22 protein-coding genes are annotated in these 26619 nt (G+C 64.2%); 9 read left to right on the top strand and 13 right to left on the bottom strand.

Annotated elements, in window-relative coordinates:
* Positions 1-97 precede the first annotated feature (97 nt).
* The 5 genes from AC4NN3_RS14840 to AC4NN3_RS14820 all read left to right on the top strand — a co-directional run bounded on the left by AC4NN3_RS14840 (position 98) and on the right by AC4NN3_RS14820 (position 5536).
* Positions 98-1417, top strand: a complete 1320-nt coding sequence (locus AC4NN3_RS14840) for an ABC transporter substrate-binding protein (RefSeq protein ID WP_491927853.1) — start codon at positions 98-100, stop codon at positions 1415-1417.
* Positions 1418-1483: 66 nt separating this feature from the next.
* Positions 1484-2374, top strand: coding sequence for a carbohydrate ABC transporter permease (locus tag AC4NN3_RS14835; RefSeq protein ID WP_491927852.1), 891 nt, complete (start codon positions 1484-1486; stop codon positions 2372-2374).
* The gene (locus AC4NN3_RS14830) at positions 2371-3240 is read left to right on the top strand and encodes a carbohydrate ABC transporter permease (protein ID WP_491927851.1); all 870 of its coding nucleotides are present in this window, start codon (positions 2371-2373) and stop codon (positions 3238-3240) included. The genes AC4NN3_RS14835 and AC4NN3_RS14830 overlap by 4 nt, the downstream gene beginning before the upstream one ends.
* Positions 3237-4466, top strand: coding sequence for an AGE family epimerase/isomerase (locus AC4NN3_RS14825; RefSeq protein WP_491927850.1), 1230 nt, complete (start codon positions 3237-3239; stop codon positions 4464-4466). The genes AC4NN3_RS14830 and AC4NN3_RS14825 overlap by 4 nt, the downstream gene beginning before the upstream one ends.
* Positions 4466-5536 carry an ABC transporter ATP-binding protein gene (locus AC4NN3_RS14820; protein WP_491927849.1) on the top strand — a complete coding sequence of 357 codons (1071 nt, stop codon included), beginning with the start codon at positions 4466-4468 and terminating at the stop codon, positions 5534-5536. Before AC4NN3_RS14825 ends, AC4NN3_RS14820 begins: the two co-directional genes overlap by 1 nt.
* Here AC4NN3_RS14820 and AC4NN3_RS14815 read toward each other — a convergent pair.
* The 5 genes from AC4NN3_RS14815 to AC4NN3_RS14795 all read right to left on the bottom strand — a co-directional run bounded on the left by AC4NN3_RS14815 (position 5533) and on the right by AC4NN3_RS14795 (position 13003).
* The gene (locus tag AC4NN3_RS14815; RefSeq protein WP_491927848.1) at positions 5533-6588 is read right to left on the bottom strand and encodes an ABC transporter ATP-binding protein; all 1056 of its coding nucleotides are present in this window, start codon (positions 6586-6588) and stop codon (positions 5533-5535) included. The genes AC4NN3_RS14820 and AC4NN3_RS14815 overlap by 4 nt on opposite strands.
* Before the next feature lie 10 nt (positions 6589-6598).
* Positions 6599-9799, bottom strand: a complete 3201-nt coding sequence (locus AC4NN3_RS14810) for an alpha-mannosidase (protein WP_491927847.1) — start codon at positions 9797-9799, stop codon at positions 6599-6601.
* Positions 9796-10611 carry a carbohydrate ABC transporter permease gene (locus AC4NN3_RS14805; RefSeq protein ID WP_491927846.1) on the bottom strand — a complete coding sequence of 272 codons (816 nt, stop codon included), beginning with the start codon at positions 10609-10611 and terminating at the stop codon, positions 9796-9798. Before AC4NN3_RS14805 ends, AC4NN3_RS14810 begins: the two co-directional genes overlap by 4 nt.
* Positions 10611-11501, bottom strand: a complete 891-nt coding sequence (locus AC4NN3_RS14800) for a carbohydrate ABC transporter permease (protein ID WP_491927845.1) — start codon at positions 11499-11501, stop codon at positions 10611-10613. Before AC4NN3_RS14800 ends, AC4NN3_RS14805 begins: the two co-directional genes overlap by 1 nt.
* 185 nt (positions 11502-11686) lie before the next feature.
* Entirely contained in the window at positions 11687-13003 is a 1317-nt protein-coding gene (locus tag AC4NN3_RS14795) for an extracellular solute-binding protein (RefSeq protein WP_491927844.1), read from the bottom strand.
* Positions 13004-13287: 284 nt separating this feature from the next.
* On the opposite strand from AC4NN3_RS14795, the gene AC4NN3_RS14790 reads away from it, so the two are divergent.
* Positions 13288-14325, top strand: a complete 1038-nt coding sequence (locus AC4NN3_RS14790; protein WP_491927843.1) for a LacI family transcriptional regulator — start codon at positions 13288-13290, stop codon at positions 14323-14325.
* A 36-nt stretch (positions 14326-14361) separates the two neighbouring features.
* Here AC4NN3_RS14790 and AC4NN3_RS14785 read toward each other — a convergent pair whose 3' ends face one another.
* From AC4NN3_RS14785 to murQ, 8 genes are read right to left on the bottom strand one after another with little or no spacing between them, the layout of a single operon-like run.
* Complete coding sequence (locus AC4NN3_RS14785; RefSeq protein WP_491927842.1) at positions 14362-14784, bottom strand: GNAT family N-acetyltransferase; 423 nt, start codon at positions 14782-14784, stop codon at positions 14362-14364.
* On the bottom strand, positions 14777-15898 hold the full coding sequence (locus tag AC4NN3_RS14780; RefSeq protein WP_491927841.1) for an anhydro-N-acetylmuramic acid kinase: 1122 nt from the start codon (positions 15896-15898) through the stop codon (positions 14777-14779). The genes AC4NN3_RS14785 and AC4NN3_RS14780 overlap by 8 nt, the downstream gene beginning before the upstream one ends.
* A gap of 10 nt (positions 15899-15908) precedes the next feature.
* On the bottom strand, positions 15909-16898 hold the full coding sequence (locus AC4NN3_RS14775) for a serine hydrolase domain-containing protein (protein WP_491927840.1): 990 nt from the start codon (positions 16896-16898) through the stop codon (positions 15909-15911).
* Positions 16895-18625, bottom strand: coding sequence for an ABC transporter ATP-binding protein (locus tag AC4NN3_RS14770; protein ID WP_491927839.1), 1731 nt, complete (start codon positions 18623-18625; stop codon positions 16895-16897). Before AC4NN3_RS14770 ends, AC4NN3_RS14775 begins: the two co-directional genes overlap by 4 nt.
* On the bottom strand, positions 18622-19461 hold the full coding sequence (locus tag AC4NN3_RS14765) for an ABC transporter permease (protein ID WP_491927838.1): 840 nt from the start codon (positions 19459-19461) through the stop codon (positions 18622-18624). The genes AC4NN3_RS14770 and AC4NN3_RS14765 overlap by 4 nt, the downstream gene beginning before the upstream one ends.
* A complete protein-coding gene (locus AC4NN3_RS14760; RefSeq protein ID WP_491927837.1) occupies positions 19461-20420 on the bottom strand; it encodes an ABC transporter permease in 960 nt (319 codons plus the stop codon). Before AC4NN3_RS14760 ends, AC4NN3_RS14765 begins: the two co-directional genes overlap by 1 nt.
* Before the next feature lie 53 nt (positions 20421-20473).
* Complete coding sequence (locus tag AC4NN3_RS14755; protein WP_491927836.1) at positions 20474-21994, bottom strand: ABC transporter substrate-binding protein; 1521 nt, start codon at positions 21992-21994, stop codon at positions 20474-20476.
* 30 nt (positions 21995-22024) lie between these two features.
* Positions 22025-22978: an N-acetylmuramic acid 6-phosphate etherase gene (murQ, locus tag AC4NN3_RS14750; protein ID WP_491927835.1), complete on the bottom strand. Its 954-nt coding sequence runs from the start codon at positions 22976-22978 to the stop codon at positions 22025-22027.
* Positions 22979-23204: 226 nt separating this feature from the next.
* On the opposite strand from murQ, the gene AC4NN3_RS14745 reads away from it, so the two are divergent.
* From AC4NN3_RS14745 to AC4NN3_RS14735, 3 genes are all read left to right on the top strand, one after another.
* Complete coding sequence (locus tag AC4NN3_RS14745; RefSeq protein ID WP_491927834.1) at positions 23205-24056, top strand: MurR/RpiR family transcriptional regulator; 852 nt, start codon at positions 23205-23207, stop codon at positions 24054-24056.
* Between the two features lie 158 nt (positions 24057-24214).
* On the top strand, positions 24215-25279 hold the full coding sequence (locus tag AC4NN3_RS14740; protein WP_491927833.1) for an ABC transporter ATP-binding protein: 1065 nt from the start codon (positions 24215-24217) through the stop codon (positions 25277-25279).
* 49 nt (positions 25280-25328) lie between these two features.
* The gene (locus AC4NN3_RS14735) at positions 25329-26570 is read left to right on the top strand and encodes an extracellular solute-binding protein (protein WP_491927832.1); all 1242 of its coding nucleotides are present in this window, start codon (positions 25329-25331) and stop codon (positions 26568-26570) included.
* Positions 26571-26619 lie beyond the last annotated feature (49 nt).

Raw genomic sequence — 26619 nt, 5'->3', positions numbered from 1 at the left:
AAAGGCCGATTGGTTCATGTCGTCCACTTGACATGCAACCGGTTGCAGTAAACACTTTGACGACGTGCACGAGTGCGTAGAACGAGGGAATGAGACCATGAAAAGACTGATTACAGGGAATGCGCCTATCACCTTTTCCGCTGCCGGGCGGGCTGCGTTGCTGACATCCGTCATGGGTGCAGGATTTCTGGCTGCCACACTGGGCGCCAATGCCCAGTCGATCCGCGTCTGGAGCGGCTATCCTGAGCTGGCGCCGTTCTACGAACATGTTGCCGAGGGCATGAAGGCCGAGTTCCCCGACATCTCGGTGACCGTTGAAGCCATCGCCCTGCGCGAGCATGAGCGCCGCGTGGCACTGGGCATTACCTCTGGGGAATCCGCCGACGTGCTTGAGCTCGCCAGCTCCATTGCCGCCCGCTACCTGGAAAACGACCTGCTCGCCACCCCGCCCGCAGACGTCGCCGCCTTCGTCGCCGATCCGGCCAATTTTGACACCTTCTTCGTCAACGCGGCCAGCTATGCCGGCAATGTCTTCGGCGTGCCGCTGTTCCGCGGCCAGAGCGCGCTCTATTACAACACCGCCATGCTTGAAGCGGCCGGTTTCGACGCTCCGCCCGCCACCATGGAAGAGTACGACACCTATGCCGAGGCGCTGACCCAGCGCGACGGCAGCGGCAACCCGACCGTCTCGGGCTGGAGCCTGCGCCTGTCCGGTGGCGGCGCCGGCATCACCGAAAAATTCTGGATCAACATGTTCCAGCATGGCGGCCAGATCCTGGTGCCGGCCGGTGATGGCCTGTGGAAGGCCGATCTGGCATCCGATGCCGGCGTGGCCACCCTCAGCCAGTACCTGCACAATCTTCACACCACCAAGACGGTGACGGTGGAACTGCCAGCGGATGCGGAAGCCTTCGAGCGGGAGCAGACCGCCATGTTCATCCGCGAATCCTGGGTGATCGGCGACATTGAGGCCAAGGCGCCCGACCTGACCTATGCCAGCACAACGCTGCCGCGCGGTTCCATCGTGAGCCCCGTCCAGCTCTATGTTGCCGGTGAAGGCGAGCAGGCCGATGCCGCCTGGGCCTTCGCGATGGAAACCCAGAAGCCGGAAAATCTGCTCTGGCTGCTCGACAATGTCGGCTGGCTGCCCAATCGCGCCGGTCTGGATTATTCGGACATCCTGGCGACGACGCCGGCCCTGGCGGCCTTTGTCAGCTATCCCGACAGCTACGAGTTCTTCTCCGTCCCAGCGATCGGTCCGATCGACGAGATCATGACCCGTACCGCCGCCGGCCTGCAGGCAGCGTTTGGCAATGCTGCCCTCGCCGGCGATGAAGCCGCCATCCGCAGCTATCTCGAGGGTCTCGACAGCGAGATCAACGCGCTGCTGTCGCGTGAAGGCCTGCTGGGCGAATAGTTCTGCCAGGTACATAGTGCAGCGTTCGGGGCTTCATGCTCCGGACGCTTCAGCCAAGGATGACCCATGCTAAAGCGTCGCCGTCTGATATTCTCGCTGCTTGCCATAGCGCCGGTCATCGCCATCTTCGCCTATGTGCGGCTGTTTCCCATCGGCGAAATCCTGCGCCTCAGCCTGCACAAATGGGACATTCTCTCCAAGAACAAGCCCTTCATCGGGCTCGCCAATTTTCAGGAACTGTTCGGCGATCGCCTGTTCCATGAAGCCTTGATCAACACCTCGATCATTGCCTTTGGCGTACTGGTCATCACCGTACCGCTGGCCATGGTGCTGGCCGCGCTAATCTTTTATCGCACCCGCTCGCGCTTTGCTGGCTTCTACGAAACCACCATCTTCATCCCCCATGTCGTTTCTCTCGTGCCCGCTGCCATGGCCTGGAAGTGGATTTTCGACGCCCGCCTGGGCCCGCTCAATGCGCTGCTGTCGGTATTCGGCATCGAGCCGCAGGCCTGGCTGTTCGACCCCACGCTCTCGCTGATCAGCGTCATCATCCTCTGTTCCTGGCAGGCCCTGGGTTACGCCGTACTGATTTATCTGGTCGGCTTCAAAAACCTGCCCAAATCGCTCTATGAGGCGGCCAAGCTTGACGGGGCCTCGGGTTTCCAGTCCTTCTGGCACCTGTCCATTCCGCTGCTCAAGCCCATCTCGCTCTATGTCGGCGTGGCCACGCTGGTATCCGCGTTCAATGTCTATGCCCAGGTCTATGTGCTGGCCTCCGATGCCCAAGGCGCGCCCGGCCGCCAGGTACGGGTGCTGGTGCTCGACATGCTGGAAAACACCTTCCGCAATTATCGCGTCGGCTATGCCGCGTCAGAGGCGGTGGTGCTGCTGGTCATCGTGCTGATCCTGACCCTGATTCAGTTCTCCCTGCTCCGCGAGAAAGGGGCCCGCAAATGAACGCGCATGCCAAACCGCTGCCCAGCTCGGGCCAGTTGCGCCGCAAGCGAAGGACCCTCGATTTTGTCGTCGACGCCGTCCTGCTGGTCTTTGGCCTGCTGATGATCCTGCCGCTGATCCTTCTGGTCGCCAATGCCTTCAAGACCCCCGCCGAAATGCTGAGCTGGCCGCCCAGCATCATTCCGGCCGATCCAACCCTCGACAATATCAAGGCGGTGCTCTCCGACACCCCACTGATGCTGTGGATCTTCAACAGCTTTGCCTTTGCCGTGCTCTCGGCCGTGGCAATCTCGATCACCTCCGCCATCGCCGGCTACCTGCTGGCCAAGTTCCCCTCGCGCATCATGAATGCGCTGTTCATTGTCATCCTGGCGACGGCCATCGTGCCCTTTGAAGTCTACATGATCCCGCTCTATTTTCAGGCGCAAAGCCTGGGTATTCTCAACAGTCTGTGGGGCCTGTTGCTGGGCTATCTGGTGATGAGCTTCGGTATCTTCCTCATCCGCCAGAACGTGGTCCATTCCATCCCCGACGAGCTGCTCGAAGCCGCGCGCATCGATGGTGCCGGCGAGATCTGGATTTTCGTGCGCATCGTGCTGCCGTTATTGCGCGGTGCCCTGGGAGCCCTGTTCGTACTGGCCTTCTTCCAGGCCTGGACGGCCTTCGCCTGGCCGCTGATCGTGGCCACCACCCAGCCCAGCTATACCATCGAAGTGGGACTGGCGCTGTTCCAGACCGGGTTCACTGTCGATCTGGGTCGCCTCAGTGCCGCCTCGGCCATCGTGCTGGTGCCCTCGGTGCTGCTGTTTGTCCTGCTGCGCCGCAATTTCGTCGAGGGCGTCGCCAGCTCGGGGCTCAAGGAATGAGGGTCCCCTTTTTCACCGAGGCCAGCCAGCGCTACGCCGCGTCCAACGCCCAGACCCTGGCCTGGATGCTGGATCGGCCGCGTCTGCGCGGGTCGTTTCTCAACACCAAGCTGAACCCGCTGACTCTGGCTGACTACAGCGCTGCCGATGGATGGCGCGGTCCCGACCATATCTATGGCTGGATCCAGGGGCGGGGGCTCGAAGCCCTGGCCACCCACGCTCGGGCCTTTGCCCGGCAGGATTCTGCGCTGGCTTCCCGCTTGCACAATGCTGCAGCCGATCTCTATGGCGCACTCGACGGCCTGCGGGCTGAGGATGGCCACGCTTATTTCTGCTACGATGCGCAGATGCAGCCCATTCGCTTTGTCGACGGCACCGCGCTCCCCCAGAAGCGCCCGGCCGACATCTTCACCTATTCTGACATCTTCGTCGCCAAGGGTCTGGTGGCCGCCGCCGCTGCACATGCGCCGGACCAGCTGGCGCGTCATGTTGCCCAGCTCGAAACCGTCATTGCCGCCATCGAGGACGGCCGCTTCCAGATGGACGAGAAGCTGCCGCTCGGCGCGGCGTCCCTCGCCAGCGAACCTGCCGATTTCGGGCCACGCATGATCATGCTGAGCGCCGGCGGGCTGCTGGCCCGCGTGGGCATGCGTGAGCGCACCGGCTTTGCCGACCGCTTTATCTCCCATATCATCGACCACCATTTTGACCCGGCTACCGGCCTGCTGCGCAATGTGCCCGGCCAGGATGCCTGCAATGTCGGCCACGGCATCGAATTTGTCGGCTTTGCGCTCGACCATCTCGGCGCCGACGCCGATCCAGGCCTGCTCAAGACGCTTCAGACCATTCTGGTATCCTCTTTCTCGAGAGGCTTTGCCGGTCCGGGCATTCACCTGGTCGTCTCCGCCGAGACCGGCGCCCCGGTCAGCCCTTATTGCCCCTGGTGGTCGCTGCCCGAAACCATCCGCAGCGCCGCCCTGTGCTACGAACGCAGCGGCGACGCCGAAGTGCTGGCGGTGTGGCAGGCGGCCGACAAGGCGTTCTTCGCGCGCTATTGGCGCCCCGAGGCGTCCATTGCCTATCAGTGCCTCACCGATGCCGGGCCAATCGACTATGTTCCGGCCACACCCGACCTCGATCCCGGCTACCACACAGGCCTCAGCCTGCTGGCCGCCATCGAGGTCGTCGCGCGCCTTCCCAATACTTTTGCAGCCGGAGCAGACTGATGGCATCGCTAGAAATCCAGAATGTTCACAAGGCCTTTGGTTCGACCAAGATCATTCGCGATGTCTCGCTCAGCGTGCCGGACGGCGCCTTCGTCGTGCTCGTGGGGCCGTCGGGCTGCGGCAAGTCCACCCTGCTGCGCATGATCGCCGGCCTCGAGGATATCTCGGGGGGAACGATCAGCATTGGCGACCGGGTGATCAACGAGGTCGAGCCCAAGCACCGCGACATTGCCATGGTGTTCCAGAACTATGCGCTCTATCCGCATATGACGGTGGCGGAGAATATGGGCTTTTCGCTGCGCCTGGCGCGCCATCCTCGCGCCGAAATCGCCGAACGGATTGCCAATGCCGCCCGCATCCTGGGCCTGACCGATTACCTCGAGCGCTATCCCAAGCAGCTCTCGGGCGGCCAGCGTCAGCGCGTCGCCATGGGCCGCGCCATCGTGCGCGATCCGCAGGTCTTCCTGTTTGACGAGCCACTGTCCAATCTCGACGCCAAACTGCGCGTGCAGATGCGCGCCGAACTGATGGAACTGCACGACCGGCTCAAGACCACCATGGTCTATGTCACCCACGACCAGGTCGAGGCCATGACCATGGCCGATATCATCGTGGTGATGCGCGACGGTGTGGTCGAACAGATCGGCGATCCGCTCGCCCTTTATGATCGTCCCGACAATGTCTTTGTCGCCGGCTTCATCGGCTCGCCGGCCATGAACCTGCTGCAGGGCAGCATCGAGGGCCAGTCATTCCGCACCGCGGGCGGCGCTTCTTTCACGGTCACCGCGGCTACGGCAACTGCGGCCGAGGGTAAGTCGGTGATCTATGGCATCCGCCCCGAGCATTTCGGCCTGGCCGAACCGGGGCAGGGCATCGAGGCGACCATTCGCCTGTTCGAGCCTACCGGCTCTGAAACCTACATTGCCGCCATGGTGGGCGACCAGCAGGTCGGTGTGCTGCTGCGCCAGCGCCTGCGCGCCAGTGTCGGCGACACGATCTGGCTGCAGGTCGATCCGGCGCAGGCGCACATCTTCGACGCCGCTACCGGTCAGCGGATTGCCCTTGCCTAACGCAGCGCGCGGCCTGCTTCGTCGAACAGGTGCACGCCTTCGGCTGGCAGGCCGATATGCACGGTGTCGTGCAGTGTCAGGTCGGGGGCGCCGTCGAGTTTGACGGTGATAAGGTCGCCGCTGGGTAGCTCGACATAGGCCAGGGCATATTCGCCGAACTGTTCGAGCACGGACAGGGTGCCGCTGAGATCGGCGCTCTCGGCGCTGGCCAGTTGCAGGTGCTCCGGGCGGACGCCGATGCTGTGCGCCTGTGCGCGCTTGGCATGGCTTGAGCGTAGCAGCTGTCCGCCGGGCAGCAGCAGCTGGTCGCCCTGCGGTGTGACGGCAAGGAAATTCATGCGCTGGCTGGCGATGAAACCGGCGACGAAAGTGTTGACCGGATGGGCATAAAGTTCGAGCGGGCTGCCGACCTGCTCGATCCGGCCCGCATTGAGCACCACGATCCGGTCGGCCAGGGTCATGGCCTCGACCTGGTCATGCGTCACATAGATCATGGTGGCGTCGAGCGTGTCGTGCAGCTTGGCGATCTCGATGCGGGTCTGGGCGCGCAGCGAGGCATCCAGATTGCTCAGCGGCTCGTCGAACAGGAAAACCTTGGGATTGCGCACGATGGCGCGGCCGATGGCGACGCGCTGGCGCTGCCCGCCCGACAGCGCCTTGGGCATGCGATCGAGGTAATCCTCGATCTGCAGGATCCGCGCCGCTTCCCTGACGCGCTGATCAACTTCGTCTTTTGGTGTCTTGGCCAGTTTGAGGCCAAAAGCCATGTTCTCGAACACGCTCATATGCGGATAAAGCGCATAGGACTGGAACACCATGGCGATGCCGCGCTGGGGCGAGGGGACATCATTGACCAGCCGGCCGTCGATGGAAATATCGCCGCCGCTAATGGGCTCGAGCCCGGCAATCATGCGCAGCAATGTGGACTTGCCGCAGCCGGACGGGCCGACAAAGACCACGAACTCGCCCGACTTGATGTCGAGATCGACGCCATGCACCACTTCGAGATTGCCGTAGGACTTGCGCACGCCGCGCAGGGAAACATCGGCCATGGGACTCTCCTCAGATATCGATCAGCAGCGTTGCGATCTCGAAGGGTCGCAGCGACAGGGTGACTGTATTGTCGGTAACCGTCAGGGGCAGGGCCTCGCCCTCCTCCATCAGGTTGACGCTGCGCACCGCTTTGACGGCGACGCCGAAGGCGATGGTGGCCGTTGCCCGGCGGTTGGCATGCTCGAAGACGCGCAGCACCAGGGCGTCAGACGTCTCAGCCTTCTTGAGCGTTTCCAGCGTCACATTGGCCTGATCAACACTGGCAAAGCTGAAATGCTCCAGCGCCTCGGCCCTGGTCCGGGCGGGCTCGCGCGCCCCGATCACCGCGATGGGATTGTTGAAGGCCTCGGCGGCGCGCTGCACCTCGGCCAGGTCGGCAATGCCGTCATGCACGAACAGGGCATAGCGCAGGCGATGCTCGCCCAGATCGGCCTGTGGATCGGGGAAAGTCGAGCCCCGGACGAGGGTTAGCCGCACCGACTGCTCCAGGCAGTCATAGGCATATTTGCAGTCATTGAGCAGGGCGACACCGAAATCGGGCTCGCTGAGGTCGACCCAGCGGTGCATCGAGGCCTCGAAACGCGCCTTGTCCCAGCTGGTATTGCGATGGGTCGAGCGGGTGACATGGCCGAACTGGATTTCCGCGCGGATCTCGGAGGTGTTGAGATCGAAGGGGAACTGGGCCTTCAGCACGGTATGGCGCTCCTGCCAGTCGATAAAGGTGTCGAACTCGACCTGACGCGCCCCGGCACCAAGGGAAATGACCTGCACCACGGTGGAGGCCTGGTAGCGCCGCTCGACGCGGATGGCGGCGCGATGCGGGCCGGTCTCGACCACGCTGACCTGGCAGGGGCCATCGGCCAGTGGCCAGAACTGCTCCTCGAAATAGCGATCGATATCCCAAGCGTCCCATTCCATGGGCTTGTCTTCATAGGCGATGAGGCGATTGGCGCGCGCGCCGGCGGCCAGGGTCTCGCGCTGGCGGCTCTTGTCCAAGACCGAGGTGATTTCGCCCTTGTCATCAAAGCGCACCAGCAGCTGGTCGTTTTCGAGATGGCTGGCCGACACCGAGAGCGAAGAACTGGTGCTGGCGACGCCCGCGCTGAGCAGCTGGGCGGCGGTCCAGCCCAGGGGATAAAGCGTGGATATCCGCGCGCCATAGCGGACCGAGCCGTCGGCCGCGACCAGTTTTTGTAGCGGTTGCACCTCATCCTGGGTGGCCAGGAACAGCCCCTCTGCCGCCATTTCGTCACCAGTATGAACCAATGATGACCGCAGCTGGCCGGTAAAGTTGACCAGCCGCAATTGATCGGCTTGCGGCGCCGCGAAAGCCTGGGCGGCACTGTGCCAGGGGCCATTGCGCGAGCCGAGCGTGGAGAAAATCTGGTCGTACTCGGCATCGCTGTCGGCATAGACCTCGGGGATCGAGGTGCCCGGCAGGATGTCGTGGAACTGGTTGATCAGCACCAGCTCCCAGAAATTGGCCAGGATTTCGCTCGGATAGGCCGCGCCGGCCTGGCTCAGCGCCATGGCGCCCAAAAATTCGAGCTCGTGCAGCAGTCGCTCGGCCCTGCGGTTATTGGCCTTGTTCTTGGCCACCGAGGTCAGTGTGCCGCGATGATATTGCAGGTAGAGCTCGCCATTCCAGGTGGGGAATTTCTGCTCCGGCGCGTCCATGGCCGTGCCGAGACGATCGAGGAAAGGCACGATGCCTTCCAATCTGACCTTGGGCGCGCCGGGAATGCCGCGCTGCAGCCGGATGCCGCGCTCGATCATGGCGCGGGTCGGCCCGCCGCCACCGTCGCCATAGCCATAGCTCATGACCACCTCGTCATGGGCCGCCTTGGGCTCATAGCGCTTCCAGGCGCCCATGGTCTCGGACACCGACAGGTCGCCATTATAGGTGGTGAAGATCTGCTCGCTCTCATAGCGCTGGGCGGTAATCAGCTGCGCCTTGGTCACGGTGCCGTCAATGCCGCGCCAGTGAAAGCTGTCATAGGGGAAGCGGTCGGTGTCGTTCCAGCTCAGCTTGGAGGTGACGAAGTATTTCAGCCCCGACTTGTCCATGATCTGCGGCAGGTTGGCCGAATAGCCGAAGGTGTCGGGCAGCCAGACTGTCTTGGGATCGACGCCAAAATGTTCGCGGTGAAAGCGCCGTCCGCGCATGATCTGACGGACGAGGGATTCCCCCGAGACGATGTTGACGTCGGGCTCCACCCACATGGCGCCCTCGATCTCGAACTGCCCGGTCTTGACCCGCTCGAGCAGCTGCGTCCACAGCTCGGGATAATCCTGGCGCAGGAAGTCGAACAGCACCGACTGGTTATACATGAAGATGAAATCGGGATATTCTTCCATCAGGTTGAGCACGGTGGCGAAGGAGCGCGCCGTCTTGTCGCGCGTATGCATGACGCGCCAGAGCCAGCCGACATCGAGATGGGTCGAGCCCACGGCGGTGATCTGCGGCTGGTTCTCGCTATCGACCAGAGCGTAGATTTCGGCGGCAATCGCCTCCGCGGCGCCCAGCGAAGCGACAAAGCCGTCGGTATGCCCGTCGCGCCGATCCAGCGCCCGCAGCGCGCGCTCGACAATGGCCAGGACGGCATGGCGCCGCGCATCCTGCTGCGGCAGGCGAATGGCCACCTCGAGCGGCGTCATTAGGTCATAATAGAGCTTTTCGGCGCGTTCATTGCGGATGAAGAAGTCGACGGTGAAGCCGACCAGCGGCCGGTCAAAGAAGGTGAAGGCATTGACCAGCAAAGTATGCTTGTTGCCGGGAACGGCCTGGCATTCGATCACCAGTTCGGTGTGATTGCCATCGAGTGCCTGGGCGATGTGGCCATCGAGATAGGCCAGGCATTGCGGATCGGTGGAGCCGGGCCGGTTCTGCCACTGGCTGGTAAAGCCGAGCACCAGCGTCTGCCCGGTGGCCGCTTCGGGCACCACGACCTCCGCGGCAAACCAGGTATGGCCCTGATGCCTGGCCCAGACCGAATGCGGGCCGAATGCTTCCCATTGCCGCCAGTCCGCCGCCAGCGCCGTGGCCGCGTCGATATCGGCCCGCTGCACGTGCCAGGCAAAGGGCGCGTCGGGGATCGGCGTCAGGATCTTCTGCTGCAGATCGGCACAGAGCCGCAGCAGCTTGCCCTCCAGCTTGAGGTCGTCGTCGAGCAAACCGAGCTTGGTCGACAGGGGATTGGAATAGGTCATCCTTTGACTCCGACACCGGCGAAACCGGTATTCATGTTTCGCCGCAACAGGAAATAGACGCCGATCGCCGGGGCGGCGTAGATGATGGAAAAGGCGGTGAGGAAGCCGTAATTGATGGCGCCCTGCTGGCCGAAGGCCGCATAGAGCCCCACCGACATGGGAAAGGCATCCTGCACCCGCGCAAAGATCAGCGGCAGCAGGAACTCGTTCCAGGCGCCGGTGAAGCTGAAGAACCAGACCACGGCAATGCCGGCCCGGCTCATGGGCAGCACGATGCGGGTGACGATCTGGAACAGGTTGGCCCCCTCCACATAGGCCGCCTCCTCAAGCTCGATCGGCACGGTGTCGAAGAAGTTCTTGAGCAGCAGCAGGGTGAAGGGGAGGTTGAGTATGGTCAGCGCGATGATAACGCCGAACTGGTTGAGCAGCCCGCCCCGCTGCGCCGCGAAATAGAGCGGCACCAGCACGCCGGCCGAGGGCAGCATGCGCAGCAGCACCAGGGTCCACAAAAAGGCATTGCGGCCGGGAATGCGCAGCCGCGACAGCGGATAGGCGGCCGAAATGCCCACCACGACGCTGAGCGTGGCGGTGCCGCCGGCGATCAGCATGGAATTGAGGAACTGCCGCCCGGCATTGCCGCTCACCGCCAGGGCGAAATTGTCGAGCCCGATGCTGCGCGGGATCTCCAGCTGCCCGGTCGAGAGCGGATTGAAGGCATTCAGGATCAGCCAGGAAAACGGGCTCACCCAGATGACGGCCATGAAGCTCAGCGCAATGGCGGTCATGCGCGAGGTGACGGGGTTGGATTCCATTATTTTGGCTCCCGCAGCAGGCGCAGATAGACCAGGGACAGCAGGCCGACAATGACCAGCATGGCGACGGAGATGGCGCTGCCAAAGCCCAGATTGCCGCGCGAAAAGCTCTGATTGTAGAGAAAGACCGCCAGGGTCTCGGTCTGTCTTCCGGGACCGCCACCGGTCATGGCGTAGATCAGCGGGAAATAGGTGAAGGTCCAGATGGTGATGAACAGCATATTGGTGGCGATATGCGGCCGGATGATCGGCAACTGCACCAGCCAGATGCGCTGCAAGGCGGTGGCGCCATCGACCTTGGCAGCCTCGACCACTTCGCGCGACACCGAATCCAGCGCGGCCGAAAACAGCAGATAGGACCAGGCCGTGCCCTTCCAGATATTGGCAATGGTGACGATGGGCAGGGCATAGTCATTGATGAAATTGATCGGCGGAAAGCCGAAGGGCGTCACGAAGATGGCGTTGATCAGCCCGGTCTGGTTGGTGGTCGCCGACCACAGAAAGGCCGCGACGATATCGGGCAGCAGCCAGCCCAGCATGATGGATACTTCCACCACGCTGCGCAGCGTGGATTGCGTGCCGCGCAGGGCCGCGGCCAGCAGGAAACCCAGCACCGACTGGCCGACAATGGCCGAAAAGAACACGAAGATTACCGTGGTCCACAGCGATTCCAGAAAGCCGCGGCGAGTGAACAGGCGCTCGAAATTCTGCAGCCCAACCCAGCTCCATTCCACCGATTTCCGGCCTACCAGGGTCAGGTCGGTGAAGCTGAAGGCGAAGGCCCACACGGTGAAGTAAAGCAGCGCGCCGATCAGCAGCGCCGCCGGCAGCATGCCGAGGCTGAGCACAAGAAGATTGCTGGTGAGCCAGGGATTGGCCTGGTTTTTCATGGTTCTGGCCTCGTCGACGCCGGGGCTTCGGTGAACCTCATCCTGCCCATGTCGGCGGACGCGGTCGGGGCGATGCTGGGGCAGACCCTATGGTTCGACACGCGCACCATAGGGTCTGCCCAGATCAAACTCCCCAGCCCGGCGGCACCCGGAGGACACCTGATGCCGCCACGCCGGGAGGTGTCTCACTCGTAGGTTATGACCTTCTCTTCGCCGAACTCGTCGACCAGGGCGTCATGATAGTTCTGCATGACCTCGTCGACTTCGGCGCCGTCGAGCAGGTCGGATGTCGCCTGCTGGATCAGTGCGGATACCGTCTGGTAGCCGGGAATGGTGTCGCGGCCCGTCGTGTCGGCGGCCAGTTTGGTGGCCTCCGCCAGGAACGGATCGGCCGTGTATTCCGGGCTTTCCGAAATATCGGTGCGCACCGCCATGCGATGATTGGCCAGGGTCCAGGTCTTGAAATTGGCCTCATCGAAGATCGCGGTCACCAGATCGAAGGCCACGGCCTTGTCGGCGGCCTTGGCATTGATGCCCAGGGCCCAGCCGCCCGAAATATTGGTCGTCTCCTTGGTGCCGGGTTCCCCCGAGCCAGGCCATGGCGTCCAGGCGACCTGGGCATCGCGCTCCTCGCGGCTGGGTGGATTGTTGCAGTCCCACAGGCAGGCATCTTCCCAGGAGCCGGAGGCCAGAATGCCCAATTGGTCATCGGCCAGGGCCTGGCGCACGGCCGCGCTGATATCGGTCGCGTAATTGAGGTCGGCCGGGTTCAGTTCCTGGGCGGTATAGACCTGATGATAGAAGTCGAAGACGCGGCGCAGACCGGGGCTGTCGCCGATCCATTGGCCGGTCTCCCGGTTGAGTAGGCGATTGCGGTCGCCTTCGGGAACGTCGGCCCCGAGCAGGGCCATGTAGACGCCCTGCATGGTCGCGGCTTCTGCCTGCTTGGTGCCGGCCGGCAGCTGGAAGGGATATTGCACGCCCGCTTCCTTGAGCTTGGTTGCGGCGTCGAGAATGTCGGCCCAGTTCTTGGGTGCCCATGGGGTGGGAATGCCGGCCTTCTCGAAATTGGACAGGTCATACCAGAGCATGCGCACGTCGGTATCGGTGGGCAGGGCATAGATCTCGCCCTGATAGGAAGCGACTTCGAGCAGGCCGGGCAGATAATGCTGGAACTGGTCCCAGCCCTCTGCCATCGGTCCGAGTGGCTCCAGATAGCCGGCGGCGGCCAGTTCGCTGACCATGAAACTGTCGATCAAATTGACGTCGGCGGCGGTGCCGGCGCTGAGATCGAGCGCAATGCGCTGGTCATAGCCCTGGCCGGGGAGCTTGATGGCATTGACGGTTTCGCCCGTCTCGGCCTCGAAGGCCTCGATGCCCGGTTCGATCAGGGCAGCGAAGGCTTCCATATACATGATCGACACTTCCGCCCGCGCCGGCAGCGCCGCGGCAGCCATCAGCGACACTGCGGCCACCGTGGACAGAAAACCTCGTTTGAGCATCAACTCCTCCTCTGCTGCTCCCACCGCCTCTAGGGGGCGGCCTGTCGCGCCGAATGTTCCTCCCAGCGCGTGGTCAAACAAAGCACACGAAGTGCAACGTTGCAATTATAAATCGCCTTAGGTCAGAACCGGTGACGCTTTCGTTGTAAATCACTGAACTGACAGTATGTTGCAATCATGAAATCGTTTCAGATCCTGGGCGACTGCAGCTACATCGTTGCAAAAAATTGAACTGGCCTGGTTTCCCGTGCGACCGATATAAGACGATAGGGGGACGGGGCAGCATGAGCCAGAAGACCAGAACAGGCAGCAGGGAAGGGGACGGCGCCCGACCGCGCGTGACCCTGCGCACCATTGCCGCGGCGACGGGGCTGAGCCTGTCGACCGTATCGCTGTCGCTGCGCGGCGGCGCTGCGCTCAAGCAGGAAACCCGCGACCGGGTCGCCGAGGCGGCGCAGCGGCTGGGCTATGTGCCCGATCGGGCCGGGGTCCGCCTACGCACCGGCAAGACCAATGTCATCGCCCTGGTGCTCGATGGCGCCGAGGATTCTATCGATTTTGCCCGCCAGATGATCCAGGGCATCGGCCAGGCCATCCAGGGCACCCGCTATCACCTGACAGTGGTCCCCGAATTCGAGCGCCATCTGAGCGCCGACACCATTCGCTACATTCTCGACAACCGGACTGCCGACGGGGTCATCATCACCCATACCGGGCCGCGCGACCGGCGGGTGCAGATGATGATCGATGCGGACTTCCCCTTCGTCAGCCATGGACGCACCGAGTTCTACACCCCGCACGCCTTTCACGATTTCCATGCCGAAGCCTTTGCCGCCATGGCGGTCGAACGGCTGGCCAGCAAGGGTTGCCGCAGGCTCATGCTGGTGATCGGCGATGACAGCACCACCAATTACCACAATATCGTCACCAGCTTCAGGCGCGCCGCGGCCCGGGCCGGCATGGAGGGTGAGGTGCTGGAAAATACCCGCGGCATCACGCCGGCGGAGATGCGCCAGGTCGGGCTCGATCTGGCCAGGCGGGCGGACCGGCCGGACGGCATGATCTGCGACAGCGAGATGCGCACCATTGCGCTGCTGGGTGGGCTGCAGGAGGCTGGCCTGGTACTGGGGCAGGACCTGCACCTGGTCTACAAGCAGACCTCTGGCATATTGCCGGCGCTGTTCCCGGCGCTCGACAGCATCCGCGAGGATGTGTTCGCCGCCGGCACCGAGCTGACGCGCCTGCTGCTGCAACGCATCGACGGCGCCGACCCGGCCACGCTGCAGACCCTCGCCGAACCGCAGCCGGAATGGCGGTCGTAACGACAGGCCTGGCTAGTCTCCAGATGGGGCCTGTCCTCAGATCAACGCTTTGGACAGGAAGCTGCGGCTGCGGCCCGGCGGGAAATCGGGCAGGGTGCCGAATATGGCATAGCCGGCCTTTTGGTAGACCTGCAGGGCGTATGGGTTGAAAGTGTCGATATAGGCGCAGTGACAGCCGCGGCCCCGCGCCTCGGTCTCCGCTGCCGCCAGCATCCGTCCGGCCAGGCCTTGACCGCGCTGGCTTTCGGCCACCCAGAGCCACTGCACATAGAGCCAGCCCCAGGCGGTATAGCCGGACAGCCCGGCGACGAGGGCATCGGCCTCATGCACCAGTACGGCGAGGGCCGTGCGGCCGGACGGGCCGACATCGCCTTCATTGAAGGCGGCCAGATTGTCGCCGAGTTCGGCGAGCACTGCCGCGTCTGGCTGGTCGGTTACCGTCAGCGCCAGCTCAGCCATGGCTGAGTTTTCCGCCGGTCATGGGATGGGGCGCGCCGGTGGTGGTGGGAAAGCTGATCGGTAGGCCGCGCAGCACGCGCACCGCCAGAAAGGCAAAGCACTCTGCCTCGATGGCATCGCCGCGCAGGCCCAGCGTGTCGGCGGCCACGGCCTCGACCCCGGCCCGGCTTTCCAGCATGGCCATGATGGCCGGGTTGTGCCGGCCGCCGCCACAGACCACCAGCCGGTCGGGCCGCCGGGGCAGCAGGTCGAGCGCCTTGCCGACGGCGCCGGTGGTAAAGGCGGTCAGCGTTGCCGCCCCGTCTGCCGGGCCCAGGCCATCGGCCATGCGGGCGGAGAAGTCGAAGCGGTCAAGCGATTTGGGATAGGGCGCAGCGAGATAGGGATGGGTCAGCAATTGCGCCAGGCGCGCTTCGTCCACCGTGCCGCGCAGCGCCAGCTGCCCGTCGCGATCCATGTCGCCCAGGCCGAGACCGCGGATGAAATCATTGATCGGCGCATTGGCCGGGCCGACATCGAAGGCGATCAGCTGGTCGGCGCCGTCCCACCAGGTGATATTGGCCACCCCGCCCAGATTGAGCACCGCCGTGCTGCCATCGGTATAGCCGAGGCGTCGAAGTAAAGCCTGATGATAGAGCGCGGCCAATGGCGCGCCCTGGCCGCCGGCCCGCACATCGGCGGAGCGGAAGTCATAGGCGACGCGTATGCCCAGCAGGTCCGCCATCAGCTGGCCATTGCCCAATTGCCGCGTGGCGCCGATGCGGCCCGGCTGCGGCGCACGGTGCAGCACCGACTGGCCGTGAAAGCCGACAATGCCGATATCGGTCGTTGTCAGCCCGGCCGCCCGGATGAGGTCGGCTACCGCGGCGGCCTGGGCCCGGGTAATGGCCTCCTCGGCCTCCGCAAAGATGGCGGGCTCGGGGCCCTCGAACTGCCAGGCCAGTGCCTGGCTGAGGGTTTCCTCGAGCAGGCTGCGGATCGATGGCGGATAGGGGGCGAGGGTATAGTCGCCAAAGGCGGCAATGTTCTCGCCATCGGTCTGCACCAGCGCCACGTCGATATAGCCGTCGAGCACGGTTCCCGTCATCAGTCCCACGGCCCAGATCGGCTGCATGGCGCTTCTCCTATTTGATGTTGATCAGGTCGCCGACGGCGCGGCGCAGCGCCACGATGCCACTGTCGAAATGGCGGGTGGGATGCACGCGATTGGTCAGCAATGTCCAGGCCTGTCCGCGGGCAAAATCGATCCACAGGCCAGTGCCGGTAAAGCCGGTATGGCCGATTGTGGCTGCCGAGCAATGCTCGCCGCCCGACCAGCCTTCATGGGGGCGCTCCCAGCCATGCGTGCGGCGGGCCGAGAGCGGCGTGCGGATCAGGGCATCGGCGCCGGCGTCAGTAAGGCGCGCGTAGGCAAAGTCGAGCACGGAAGCGGCCGTACCGAAGAGCCCGGCATGTCCAGCGCCCGCAAGGGCCGAACAATTGTCGTCATGCACTTCGCCCACCAGCACGCGATGCCGCCAGTAGCAGTCCTCGGTTGCCGCCGCCTCTGCCGGATCGGCCGACCAGGCAAAGCCGGGGCCGGGATCCATGTTGCGGATGGTGCGCCCCTCGACCCGCTCCAGCGCCAGGCCGAGCAGGATGAAATTGATGTCGGAATAGACCGACGGCCCGGCCTCCCAGGCGTGCTGCAGCAGGAAGGTACGCAGCAGGTCGGGGTCACGGCCATAGGTATAGAGCGGAAACACCGCGGGGAACGGCGTCTGATGCCCCAGGCACTGCCGGAAGGTGACGCGGCGCTCCCAATTGTCGAGATTATAGTGCCGGAAGTCCGGCAGCACGCTGGTGAGCGGGGCGTCGAGATCGATGCTTCCGGTTGCCGCCAGCGCCAGGATGCGCGGGGTGGTGAACAGCACCTTGCTGAGGGACGCCAGGTCGAACCAGGTGTCCTCGGTCATGGGGCGCCGCTCCGGCACCATCTGGGCCGCCCCCTTGGCGCGCACCGCCCGGTTGCCCTTTGCATCGATCACGCCCAGCACCCCGCCGGGAATGCGGCCGGCGTCGATGGCGGCAGCGAGCGGCGCAAAGGCGCGCTCCAGCAGCGCGGTCGCGGTCATGACGCGGTCTCCAGGCGCACATGGTGATCGGTCCCGGCCTCACGCCATTGCGCGGCCGGGGGTTCATAGCCTGCCACCCGTACCAGAGAGGGCACCTGGCTGGCGTCGAGGGCAAAGTGCTGGTTGCGCCGCTCGATTGCCGGCACCGCCGCGATCAGGCGTTGCGTATAGCTGTGCTGGGGCGCCGAGAGCACGGCATGGGCCGCGCCGATCTCGACGATCTGGCCGGCAAACATCACCGCCACGCGATGGGCAATGCGTTCGACCACGGCCATGTCATGGGAGATGAAGAGATAGGCCAGGCCAAATTCGCGCTGCAGGTCGATCAGCAGGTCGAGCACCGTGGCCTGCACCGAGACGTCGAGCGCCGAGACCGCCTCGTCGAGGACGACGATTTCCGGATTGAGCATCAGGGCTCGGGCAATGCAGAGGCGCTGCCGCTGGCCGCCCGAGAACTGGTGCGGATAGCGCGTCAGCACGTCGGCCGAGAGACCCACCCGCTCGAGCAGGAAGACCATGCGGTCGCGCAGCGCCGCGTCCTGGCGCTGGCCATTGGCGATGGCCGGCTCGGCCAGCAGGGCCGCTACATCAAGCCGCGGATTGAGCGATGCAAAGGGATCCTGGAATACCATCTGTACCGGCCGGCGCGAGCGGCCGGCCGCTATCGTGATGCTGCCGCGCTGCTTGCCGACCAGCGACAGCAGAGCGCGCGCGGTGGTCGATTTACCCGAGCCGCTTTCGCCCACAATGCCCAGCGTCTCGCCGGCCAGTAGATCGAAATCCACGCCATCGACGGCATGCACCGCCGCGGGGCGGCGAAACAGACCGCGCCCCACCGGGAACCGCACGACCAGGTCGTCGACCTTGATGATCGGCGTGCTGGTTATGCGGCGCGGCCCATCGTCTCGCGCCGCCTTGCCAGCGGTGAAATGCGGCACCGCACTCAGCAGGTGTCTGGTATAGGCGTGCTGCGGCCGGTCGAGCACGGCATTGGTATCGTCCTGCTCGACGGCAAGGCCGTTCTGCATGACCATGATGCGGTCGGCAATGCCGGCCACCAGGCCGATGTCATGGGTGATGAAGATCATCGCCATGCCGGTCTCGGCGCGCAGTTCGGCCAGCAGCGCCATGATCTGGGCCTGCACCGTGACATCGAGCGCGGTGGTTGGCTCATCGGCAATCAGCAGCCGCGGGCTGCTGGCCAGCACCATGGCGATCATCACGCGCTGCCGCATGCCGCCCGACAGCTGGTGCGGATAATAGTTGAGGCGCGATTTCGCATCGGGAATGCGGACGCGGTCGAGCATGTCCAGCGCCCCCTGGCGCGCGGCCTGGCCGCGCAGGCCCCGGTTGAGCCGCAGCGCCTCTTCGATCTGGGCGCCCACCGTGTGGACAGGGTTGAGCGAGGTCATCGGCTCCTGAAAGATCATGCCGATATCGCTGCCGCGCACCTGGCGCAGCACCTGTTCCGGGGCGGTGGTGATGTCGAGCAGGCTGCCATCGGCGCGCTGCAGCGCGATGGCGCCGCCGGTGATACGGCCGCCGCCGAAATCCACCAGCCGGTTGATTGAGAGGGCCGTGACCGACTTGCCCGAGCCGCTTTCGCCAACAATGCCCAGCGTCTGGCCGGCGGCGAGGTCAAAGCTGACGCCGCGCACCACTGCATCGGCCCTTGGATCGGCACCAAAGCCGACATGCAGGTCGCGGACGGAAAGCAGCGGACTCATGCGGTCCTCCCCTGGGTGCGCGGATCGAGAATGTCGCGCAGCGCGTCGCCGGTGAGGTTGAAGCCCAATATGCCCAGCATGATGGTCAGCGCCGGAAACAGCATCAGCCAGGGCGCCTGCTGCATCAGGTTCTTGCTCTCAGAGAGCATCACCCCCAGCGAGGGCGCCGGCGGCTGTGTCCCAAGGCCCAGAAAGGAAAGACCTGCTTCGGTCAGCAGCGCCCAGGCCAAAGCCAGGGTGACCTGCACGGCCAGCGGCGCCACGAGGTTGAGCAGCAGGTGCCGGGTCAGCACGTAGAATTGCGAACTGCCGAAGGTGCGGGCCGCATCGACGAAATCGCGCTGCTTGAGCGACAGCGCCGGGCCGCGCACGACGCGGGCAAAGATCGGCGTATAGACGATGGCAATGGCGGTGACGCTGGTAAAGGTGCCCGGGCCGACTATGGCGATGATCAGCAGCGCCAGGAGGATGGCCGGAAAGGCCAGCAGCACATCCATCAGCCGCATCAGCACGCCATCCCACAGCCCGCCCCACCAGGCCGCGAGCAGGCCGATGACGGTACCGCCCAGGGTGGCGCACGCCACGGCGGCAAAGGCGATGTTGAGCGACTGGCCGATGCCCAGCATCAGCCGGCTCAGCGTGTCGCGACCAAGCAGGTCCGTGCCCATCCAGAACTCGGCACTGGGCGGCTTGAGCCGGTTGAGCGTGAACATCTGCAGCGCGTCATGCGGCGTCAGGCCAATGGCGGCACACAGCGCCGCGAGCAGATAAAGCCCGATGATGACGACCCCGATGCGTCCGGACGGGTGGCCAATGAGGGCGCGCAGCATGGCCATCACTTGCCTCCCAGCCGGATGCGCGGATCAAGTGCGGCATAGGCCAGATCGACCAGCAGATTGACCACCAGGAAATTGAAGGCGATGAACAGCACCGTGCCCTGCACCAGCGCATAGTCGCGCTGGCTGATGGCATCCAGCACCAGTCGGCCCAGGCCGGGCAGGGCAAAGATCTGCTCGACGATGACGGCGCCGCCCAGCAGATAGCCGAATTCGACGCCCGACAGGGTCACCACCGGGATCAGCGCATTGGGCAAGGCATGGTGCCAGACGACGCTCAGCGCCGGCACACCCTTGGAACGGGCGGTGCGCACATAGTCCTCGCTCAGCACGTCGAGCATGGCCGAGCGGGAAATCCGGGTGACCGAGGCGGCAAAGGCAAAGCCCAGCGTGATGGCCGGAAAGATCAGTTGGCTGAGATTGGCCAGCGGATCCTGCCAGAGCGGGGTGAACATGCCCATGGCCGGCACCACGCCGAAAAACACCGAGAGCACGAAGATGATCAGGATGCCCAGCACGAAGCTGGGGGTGGACTGCCCCAGCATGGCCAGCAGGCGCACGCCCAGATCGCTGGGCCGGCCATTGCGGGTGGCCGCCAGCACGCCGAGCGGGATGCCCACGCTCAATGCGATCAGCATGGCCAGCAGCGCCAGCTCCAGCGTCAGCGGAAAGCGCTCGAGGATGATGCTGAAAACCGGCCGCGCATAGATGGTGGAGACGCCCAGGTCGCCCTGCAACATCCCGCTCAGCCAGCGCAGATATTGCGACCAGACCGGCTGGTCGATGCCGAAATAGCGGGCCAAAGCGGCCCGCTGGTCGGGTGTCAGCATGCCCGCCTCGGTCCCCAGCATGGCCGTGATGGCGTCGCCGGGGATGAGCCGGATCGAGACGAAGACCAGCAGCGAGACGCCCAGCAGGATCAGCGGAAAGGTCAGCAGGCGCCGTGCCAGATAGTGCATTGATGCTGGACCTTTGAGATAGGGGGCTGGCAGCGGGCCAGCCCCGTCGGAAGCTACTGGATGGCGACCTTGGTAAGGCCGAAGAGCGTGCCGGTCGGCGAGGGCTCAAAGCCGGTCACGGTCTTGAGCTGGGCCGTATAGGTGTACGAGGTCGACAGCCACAGCCAGGGCGCCTGTTCGGCCAGGTGGCTCTCGAACTGGTGGAAGATCTCGACGCGCTTGGCCGGGTCGGTCTCGGCCTGGCCCTGCTTCATCAGGCTGTCGAGAGTGTCGTCGACAAAGTTCGATACGCCCAGCAGGTTGCCTTCCTTGGTGAAGTAGCGGTTATACATCGGATAGGGATCGGGCCGGCCGCCATTCTGCGCCACCGCCATGTCGAAATCACCCTTCAGCCAGGTGTCGACATAGACATTGAGCTCCATCATCTCGATCTCGAGCGTGACGCCGATCTCGGCCAGCTGAGCCTGCAGCACCTGCGCCTCGGAAGCGGCCACCGGCGGTTCGCCCGTCGCGGCGATCACCGTGGCGGTAAAGCCCTCGGTCATCCCTGCTTCTTCCATCAGGGCACGGGCGCGGTCGATGTCCTGCTCGTAGCAGAACAAGGTGCTCGGATCCTGAGCGAAGGCCGGCACCGTCATCGGTCCGGTGACGACGCCTTCGCCGACCAGGGCGGCGTCGATGATTTCCTGGCGATTGATGGCACAGGACATGGCCTGGCGGACCAGCAGATTGTCCATTGGCGGACGCGACGGATTGAGCTGCAGCACATTATAGGCGAGGCCGCCGACGCGGTTGAGCTGCAGATTGGGCTCGTTGGGCACAAGGGTGGCGATCAGCGGGTCGTTGATCAGGGCAAAATCGATCTGGCCGGCGCGCAGCGAGGCCAGGATCGCGCTTTCATCGGGCAGTACCGTTACATTGATGCCATCGATGGCCAGGTCGCTGCCTGCCCATTCCGCATTGGCGCTGAGCACTTCGCGGGCATTGGGCTCCCAGCTGTCGAGCGTGAACGGGCCCGAGCCCAGGGCCGTCGTGCCGATACTGCCGGCCGCGATGGCGCTGGCCGGCACGATGGCCGCATTGATATTGGCCATGGCGGCCAGGATCGGCACGTCGGCCGTGCTGAGGTTGAACACGACCGTCGCATCATCGGGCGTATCGATGCTGGCAATGGAAAGGAAATTGGACCGGGCCGCAGCCGAAGTGGCTTCGTCGAGCACGCGCTCGAACGACGCCTTGACGTCCGTCGAGGTCACCTTGGTGCCGTCGCTGAAGCTGGCCGCGGGGTCGAGCGTGAAGGTCAGCGTCCTGGCGTCGTCGGCAAATTCCCAGCTGCTGGCAATGGCCGGCACGATGTTGAGTTCACTGTCGAGGCGCACCAGCGGCTCATAGATCAGCTCGAGCAGGCGCAGCGACGAGAACGCTGTCTGTGTGTGCGGATCAAGCCCGGTGGCATCCTGCGACCAGGCCATGCGCAGGGTGGCGGCCTGGGTCGGCAGGGCGATGGCGGTGGTCGACAGGGCGGTCGCGACAGCGAGCCCGGCGGCAAATTTGCGTGAATTGGTCCAGATCATCTTGTTCCCTCCAGAATTGATGGCATGTGGTCAGATTTTTGCGGCAGACATTTCGCTTGGTTGTGCTGGCTTGCTTTCGATGGCCCGGCGCAAAAAGCCGCCCGCCAATGCCAGGGTGGCGCGGGCCGCGGTGACCTCCAGACCGGTCAGGCGGACGAGAATGGCCAGCTTGACGTCATTGCCGGTCAGCTCCAGGGCGGCCTCGGCCTGCTGCGGTGTGCATTCGGTGGCCTGCATGACGATGCGGACGGCGCGGGCCAGCAGTTTTTCATTGCTGGCATTCACGTCCACCATCAGGTTCTGATAGGTCTTGCCGATGCGGATCATGCTGGCCGTGCTGAGCATGTTGAGCACCAGCTTTTGCGCCGTGCCCGATTTGAGCCGCGTCGAACCGGTCAGCGCCTCGGGGCCGACAACCGGCGAAATGGCGATGTCGGCGAGCCGGGCAATCGTCGAATCCGGATTGCAGGACAGCGCCACAGTGGTCGCGCCCACGCTCTTGGCATAGTCCAGCGCGCCGATGACATAGGGGGTGCGACCGCTGACCGCGATCCCCACCACCACGTCGCGCGGCGTCAGCGCCAGCTTCTCGAGGTCGCGCTGGCCTTCGCCGCGATCATCCTCGGCGCCTTCGATGGGGTGGCGCAAGGCCCGATCGCCGCCGGCAATCAGGCCGATGACCATGCCCTCGGCCACGCCGAAGGTGGGCGGACATTCCGAGGCGTCCAGCACGCCAAGGCGACCGCTGGTGCCGGCACCCAGATAGATCAGCCGTGCGCCGGCCCTGAAAGCTTCCACCACCCGGTCCACGGCCAGCGCGATCTGTGGCAGTTCGCGCCGGACGGCGTCGGCGACCTTGCTGTCCTCGCGGTTCATCGCCGCGAGAATATCGGGGGTCGGCATCAGGTCGATCTGCATCGTGTCGGGGTTTCGGGCCTCCGAGACGAGCTGGTCGAGCTCTGCCATCAAGATGCTTCTTGCCATTGTGCCCTCGCTCAATCCGGCTGGATGCTAGGAGGCAATATTCCAGATGTCAATTAAGTTTGGAATATTGTATTCCAAATTGGCAGATGGCGCGGCACAATGCCGCCAGGGATCGGCGGGTCATGGGCGGCGCGCAGCCATTGCCACGCCTGCGCCTTCGGCCCTAGTCGTCCTGGCCCGGTTGTAGCGGCAGAACGCTGATGACGGAATGCTGATAGGGGGAAACATGTCCATATTGAAGGTACTTGGCGCCAAGCTGGAGTCGATGACCCCGGCGGACCAGCAGATTGCCCGCTTCATCATCGATCATCCCGAGCAGATGCTGACCCTGTCCTCGCAGGGCCTGGCCGACGTCACCGGTCGCAGCCAGTCCAGCGTGGTCAAGTTCAGCCAGAAGCTGGGCTATGGCGGCTATCAGCAGCTCAAGCTGGCGGTGAACAAGGCCAAGGCGCTGGAATGGCAGGCGCCCGGCGGCATCATCCACGGCTCGATCGACAGCAGCGACAGCTATATGACGATCCTGCAGAAGCTGATCGGCAGCAAGCTGCTGTCCATGCGTGAAACCACCGCCGCCAATAGCGAGCAGACCATCGACCGTTCCCTCGAGGCCTTGGCTGGTGCCCGCAAGATCCAATTGGCCGGCGTGGGCGCCTCCTCCCTGGTGGCGCGGGATTTCTCCTACAAGCTGCTCAAGATCGGCCGCACCGTGCTGATCGACAGCGATACCCATATCCAGGTCGCCAATGCCTCTGGCCTGGGGCCGGCCGATACCCTGCTGGCCCTGTCGCATTCGGGCCGGAGTCTGGAAACGTTGCGCATCGCCGAGGTGGCCAAGCAGCGGGGGGCGACGGTTATTTCGGTGACCGGCCTGCAGCCCAATCCCCTGCTCGATCTGGCCGACATTCATCTGTTCACGGTCGCCGACGAGGAGCGGGTGCGCTCCTCGGCCATCACCTCCCGCGATGCCCAGCTGATGCTGATGGACATGATGTTCATCCTGCTGCTGCGCCGGCAGGACGATGCGCCGGACTTCATCCACAACAGCGAGACCGCTGTCGCCGTGCTCAAGGCGCCCTGACCGGTCAGGCTTGGAAATGCCGATTTCCCCAGCGATATACAAAATATAATATTCTTGACACTATTGAAAATAGGAATTTAGTATTCCAATATTGGCGTTCTTGAGGGAGGGTGCCGGCGTAGGGGCCTGCACGCCTGCAGGGCAATCGGAGGGTTACAGTGGCTCAGCTATCGCTGCGCGGCATCAAGAAGCGCTTTCGCACCACCGACGTGCTGCACGGCATCGATCTGGAGATCGGCGACCGCGAATTCGTGGTCTTTGTCGGTCCGTCCGGTTGCGGCAAGTCGACCCTGCTGCGCCTGATCGCCGGGCTTGATCCGATCAGCGAGGGCGAGTTCTTTCTCAATGGCCATCGCATGAACGATGTGGCGCCCTCGCGCCGCGGCATTGCCATGGTCTTCCAGTCCTATGCGCTCTATCCGCATATGGACGTCTATGAAAACATGGCTTTCGGCGCCCGTCTCATGGGGCTGGACAAGGCCGAGGTCGAGAGCCGCATTGCCGAGACGGCGCGCATGTTGCGGCTCGAGCCGCTGATGCAGCGCAAGCCGCGCGAACTCTCGGGCGGCCAGCGCCAGCGCGTCGCCATCGGCCGCGCTCTGGTGCGCAAGCCCGACGTCTTCCTGCTCGACGAGCCGCTGTCCAATCTCGATGCCGCGCTCCGCTCGGATGTGCGGCTGGAAATCGCCAAGCTTCACCGCGATATCGGCGGCACCATGATCTATGTGACGCATGACCAGGTCGAGGCCATGACCCTGGCCGACAAGATCGTGGTGATGAATGCCGGCCGCATCGAACAGGTCGGTTCGCCGCGCCAGCTCTATGAAACGCCGGCCAATACTTTCGTGGCGACTTTTATCGGCTCGCCGCGCATGACGCTGATCAATGTCACTCGCGACGGCGATCGCGTCGGCATTGCCAATGGCGGCTCGGTCGCCACCGGCGCTTTGCCGGCAGGGTCGGCCTTCAGGCTCGGACTGCGTCCCGACGCCGTCCGCCTGCAGCGCGGTACAGGGGGCGAGGGGCTCTCGGCTACCGTGGTTTATACCGAATATCTGGGCGACAATGCCTATGTCTATGCCCGCCTGGCCGACGACACGCTGCTGTCGGCCCGCACCACGCCCAATGACCTGTTTGCGCCCGACGAGCTGGTGACCGTGACGGTCGAGCCCGGCGCCGCGCATTACTTTTCCGCCGAGGATGGCCGGCGGCTGGAGCCCTAGAGGCGCCGGCACAGTCCATACGCATGAATTCACAAGGAGAGGGAACACCATGAGAACCAAACTGATCCGCATCGGCGCCGCATTGAGCGCCCTGCTTGTCGCGGCGCCGGCTTTGGCGCAGGACCTGACATTCTGGAGCTGGCGCCAGGAAGACCGCGCCGCCTATGAGGGCTTCATCGAGACCTTTGAAGCGGCCAATCCCGGCATCACGGTGAACTTCGAAACCTTCGAGGCCGCCAATTACAACACCATCCTCTCGACCGCCCTGGCTGGCGGCACCGGTCCGGACGTCATGATGGTGCGCGCCTATGGCGGGCTCGAGAATGTCGCCGCGGCCGGATATCTCGAGCCGCTATCGGCAGAAAACGTGCCGGCGCTGGCCGATTTTGTTCCGGCCGCCATCGCTGCTGAAAGCGTGCGCGCCGATGGCATTGCCTATGCTGTGCCCTTTGCCAGCCAGACCCAGCTGGTCATCTACAACAAGGCGATTTTCGACGCCAATGGCCTGGCCGAACCGCAGACCTGGGACGAACTGCTGGCCGCCAGCCAGACGCTCAAGGATGCCGGCACCATTCCCTTTGCCAATGGCACAGCCACCGCCTGGCAGAACGAAACCGTGACCTTTGGGCTCGGCTCCTCGCTGATGGGCAAGGCCTTCTATGACGGGCTGATGGCCGGCACGACCGACTTCACCGATCCCGCCTTTACCGGCGCGCTGGCCTCAGTCGCTTCGCTGGCGGCGGACTATTTCCCCGACGGCTTTATCGGCCTCGACTATCCCTCGGCCCAGCAGCTGTTCTCGTCAGGCATGGCCGGCATGTTCATCGGCGGTTCCTATGAACTGGCGACCTTCAAGGCGCAGAACCCCGATATCGAGCTGGGCGTCTTCGCCGCGCCCGGCAGGTCGGCCGCGGATGACAAGCTGGTCGGCCTCTATTTCGATGGCGGCTACGCCGCCAATGCGGCGGGCGCCAACAAGGAAGCCTCGATCAAGTTCCTCAACTATCTGGCCAGCCAGGAATTTGGCCAGACCTTCGCCAATACGCTGAACAATATCTCGACAATTCCGGGCGTCACCTTCGACAATCCGCTGCTGGCCGAGGTCAACGAGCTCAATGCCAGCTCGATCCCCTATCTGATGCTGGTGCATTTCCGCTTTGGCGAGCCCTCCGGCTCGGTGCTGATCCAGGGCGAAATGCAGAAGCTGTTTGCCGGCGAAACCACGCCCGGAGCCATTGGCGAAGCGCTGACCACCGGCCTTGCCGCCTGGTACGAGCCCTTCCAGGACTAAGTCTCCCGACTTATGCCCCGCTCCTTCCCGTCCGCGGGGAGGAGCACTC

This window comes from Devosia sp. MDV22-iso42 (assembly GCF_058629155.1).
This window is presented reverse-complemented; position numbering and strand designations above follow the sequence as displayed.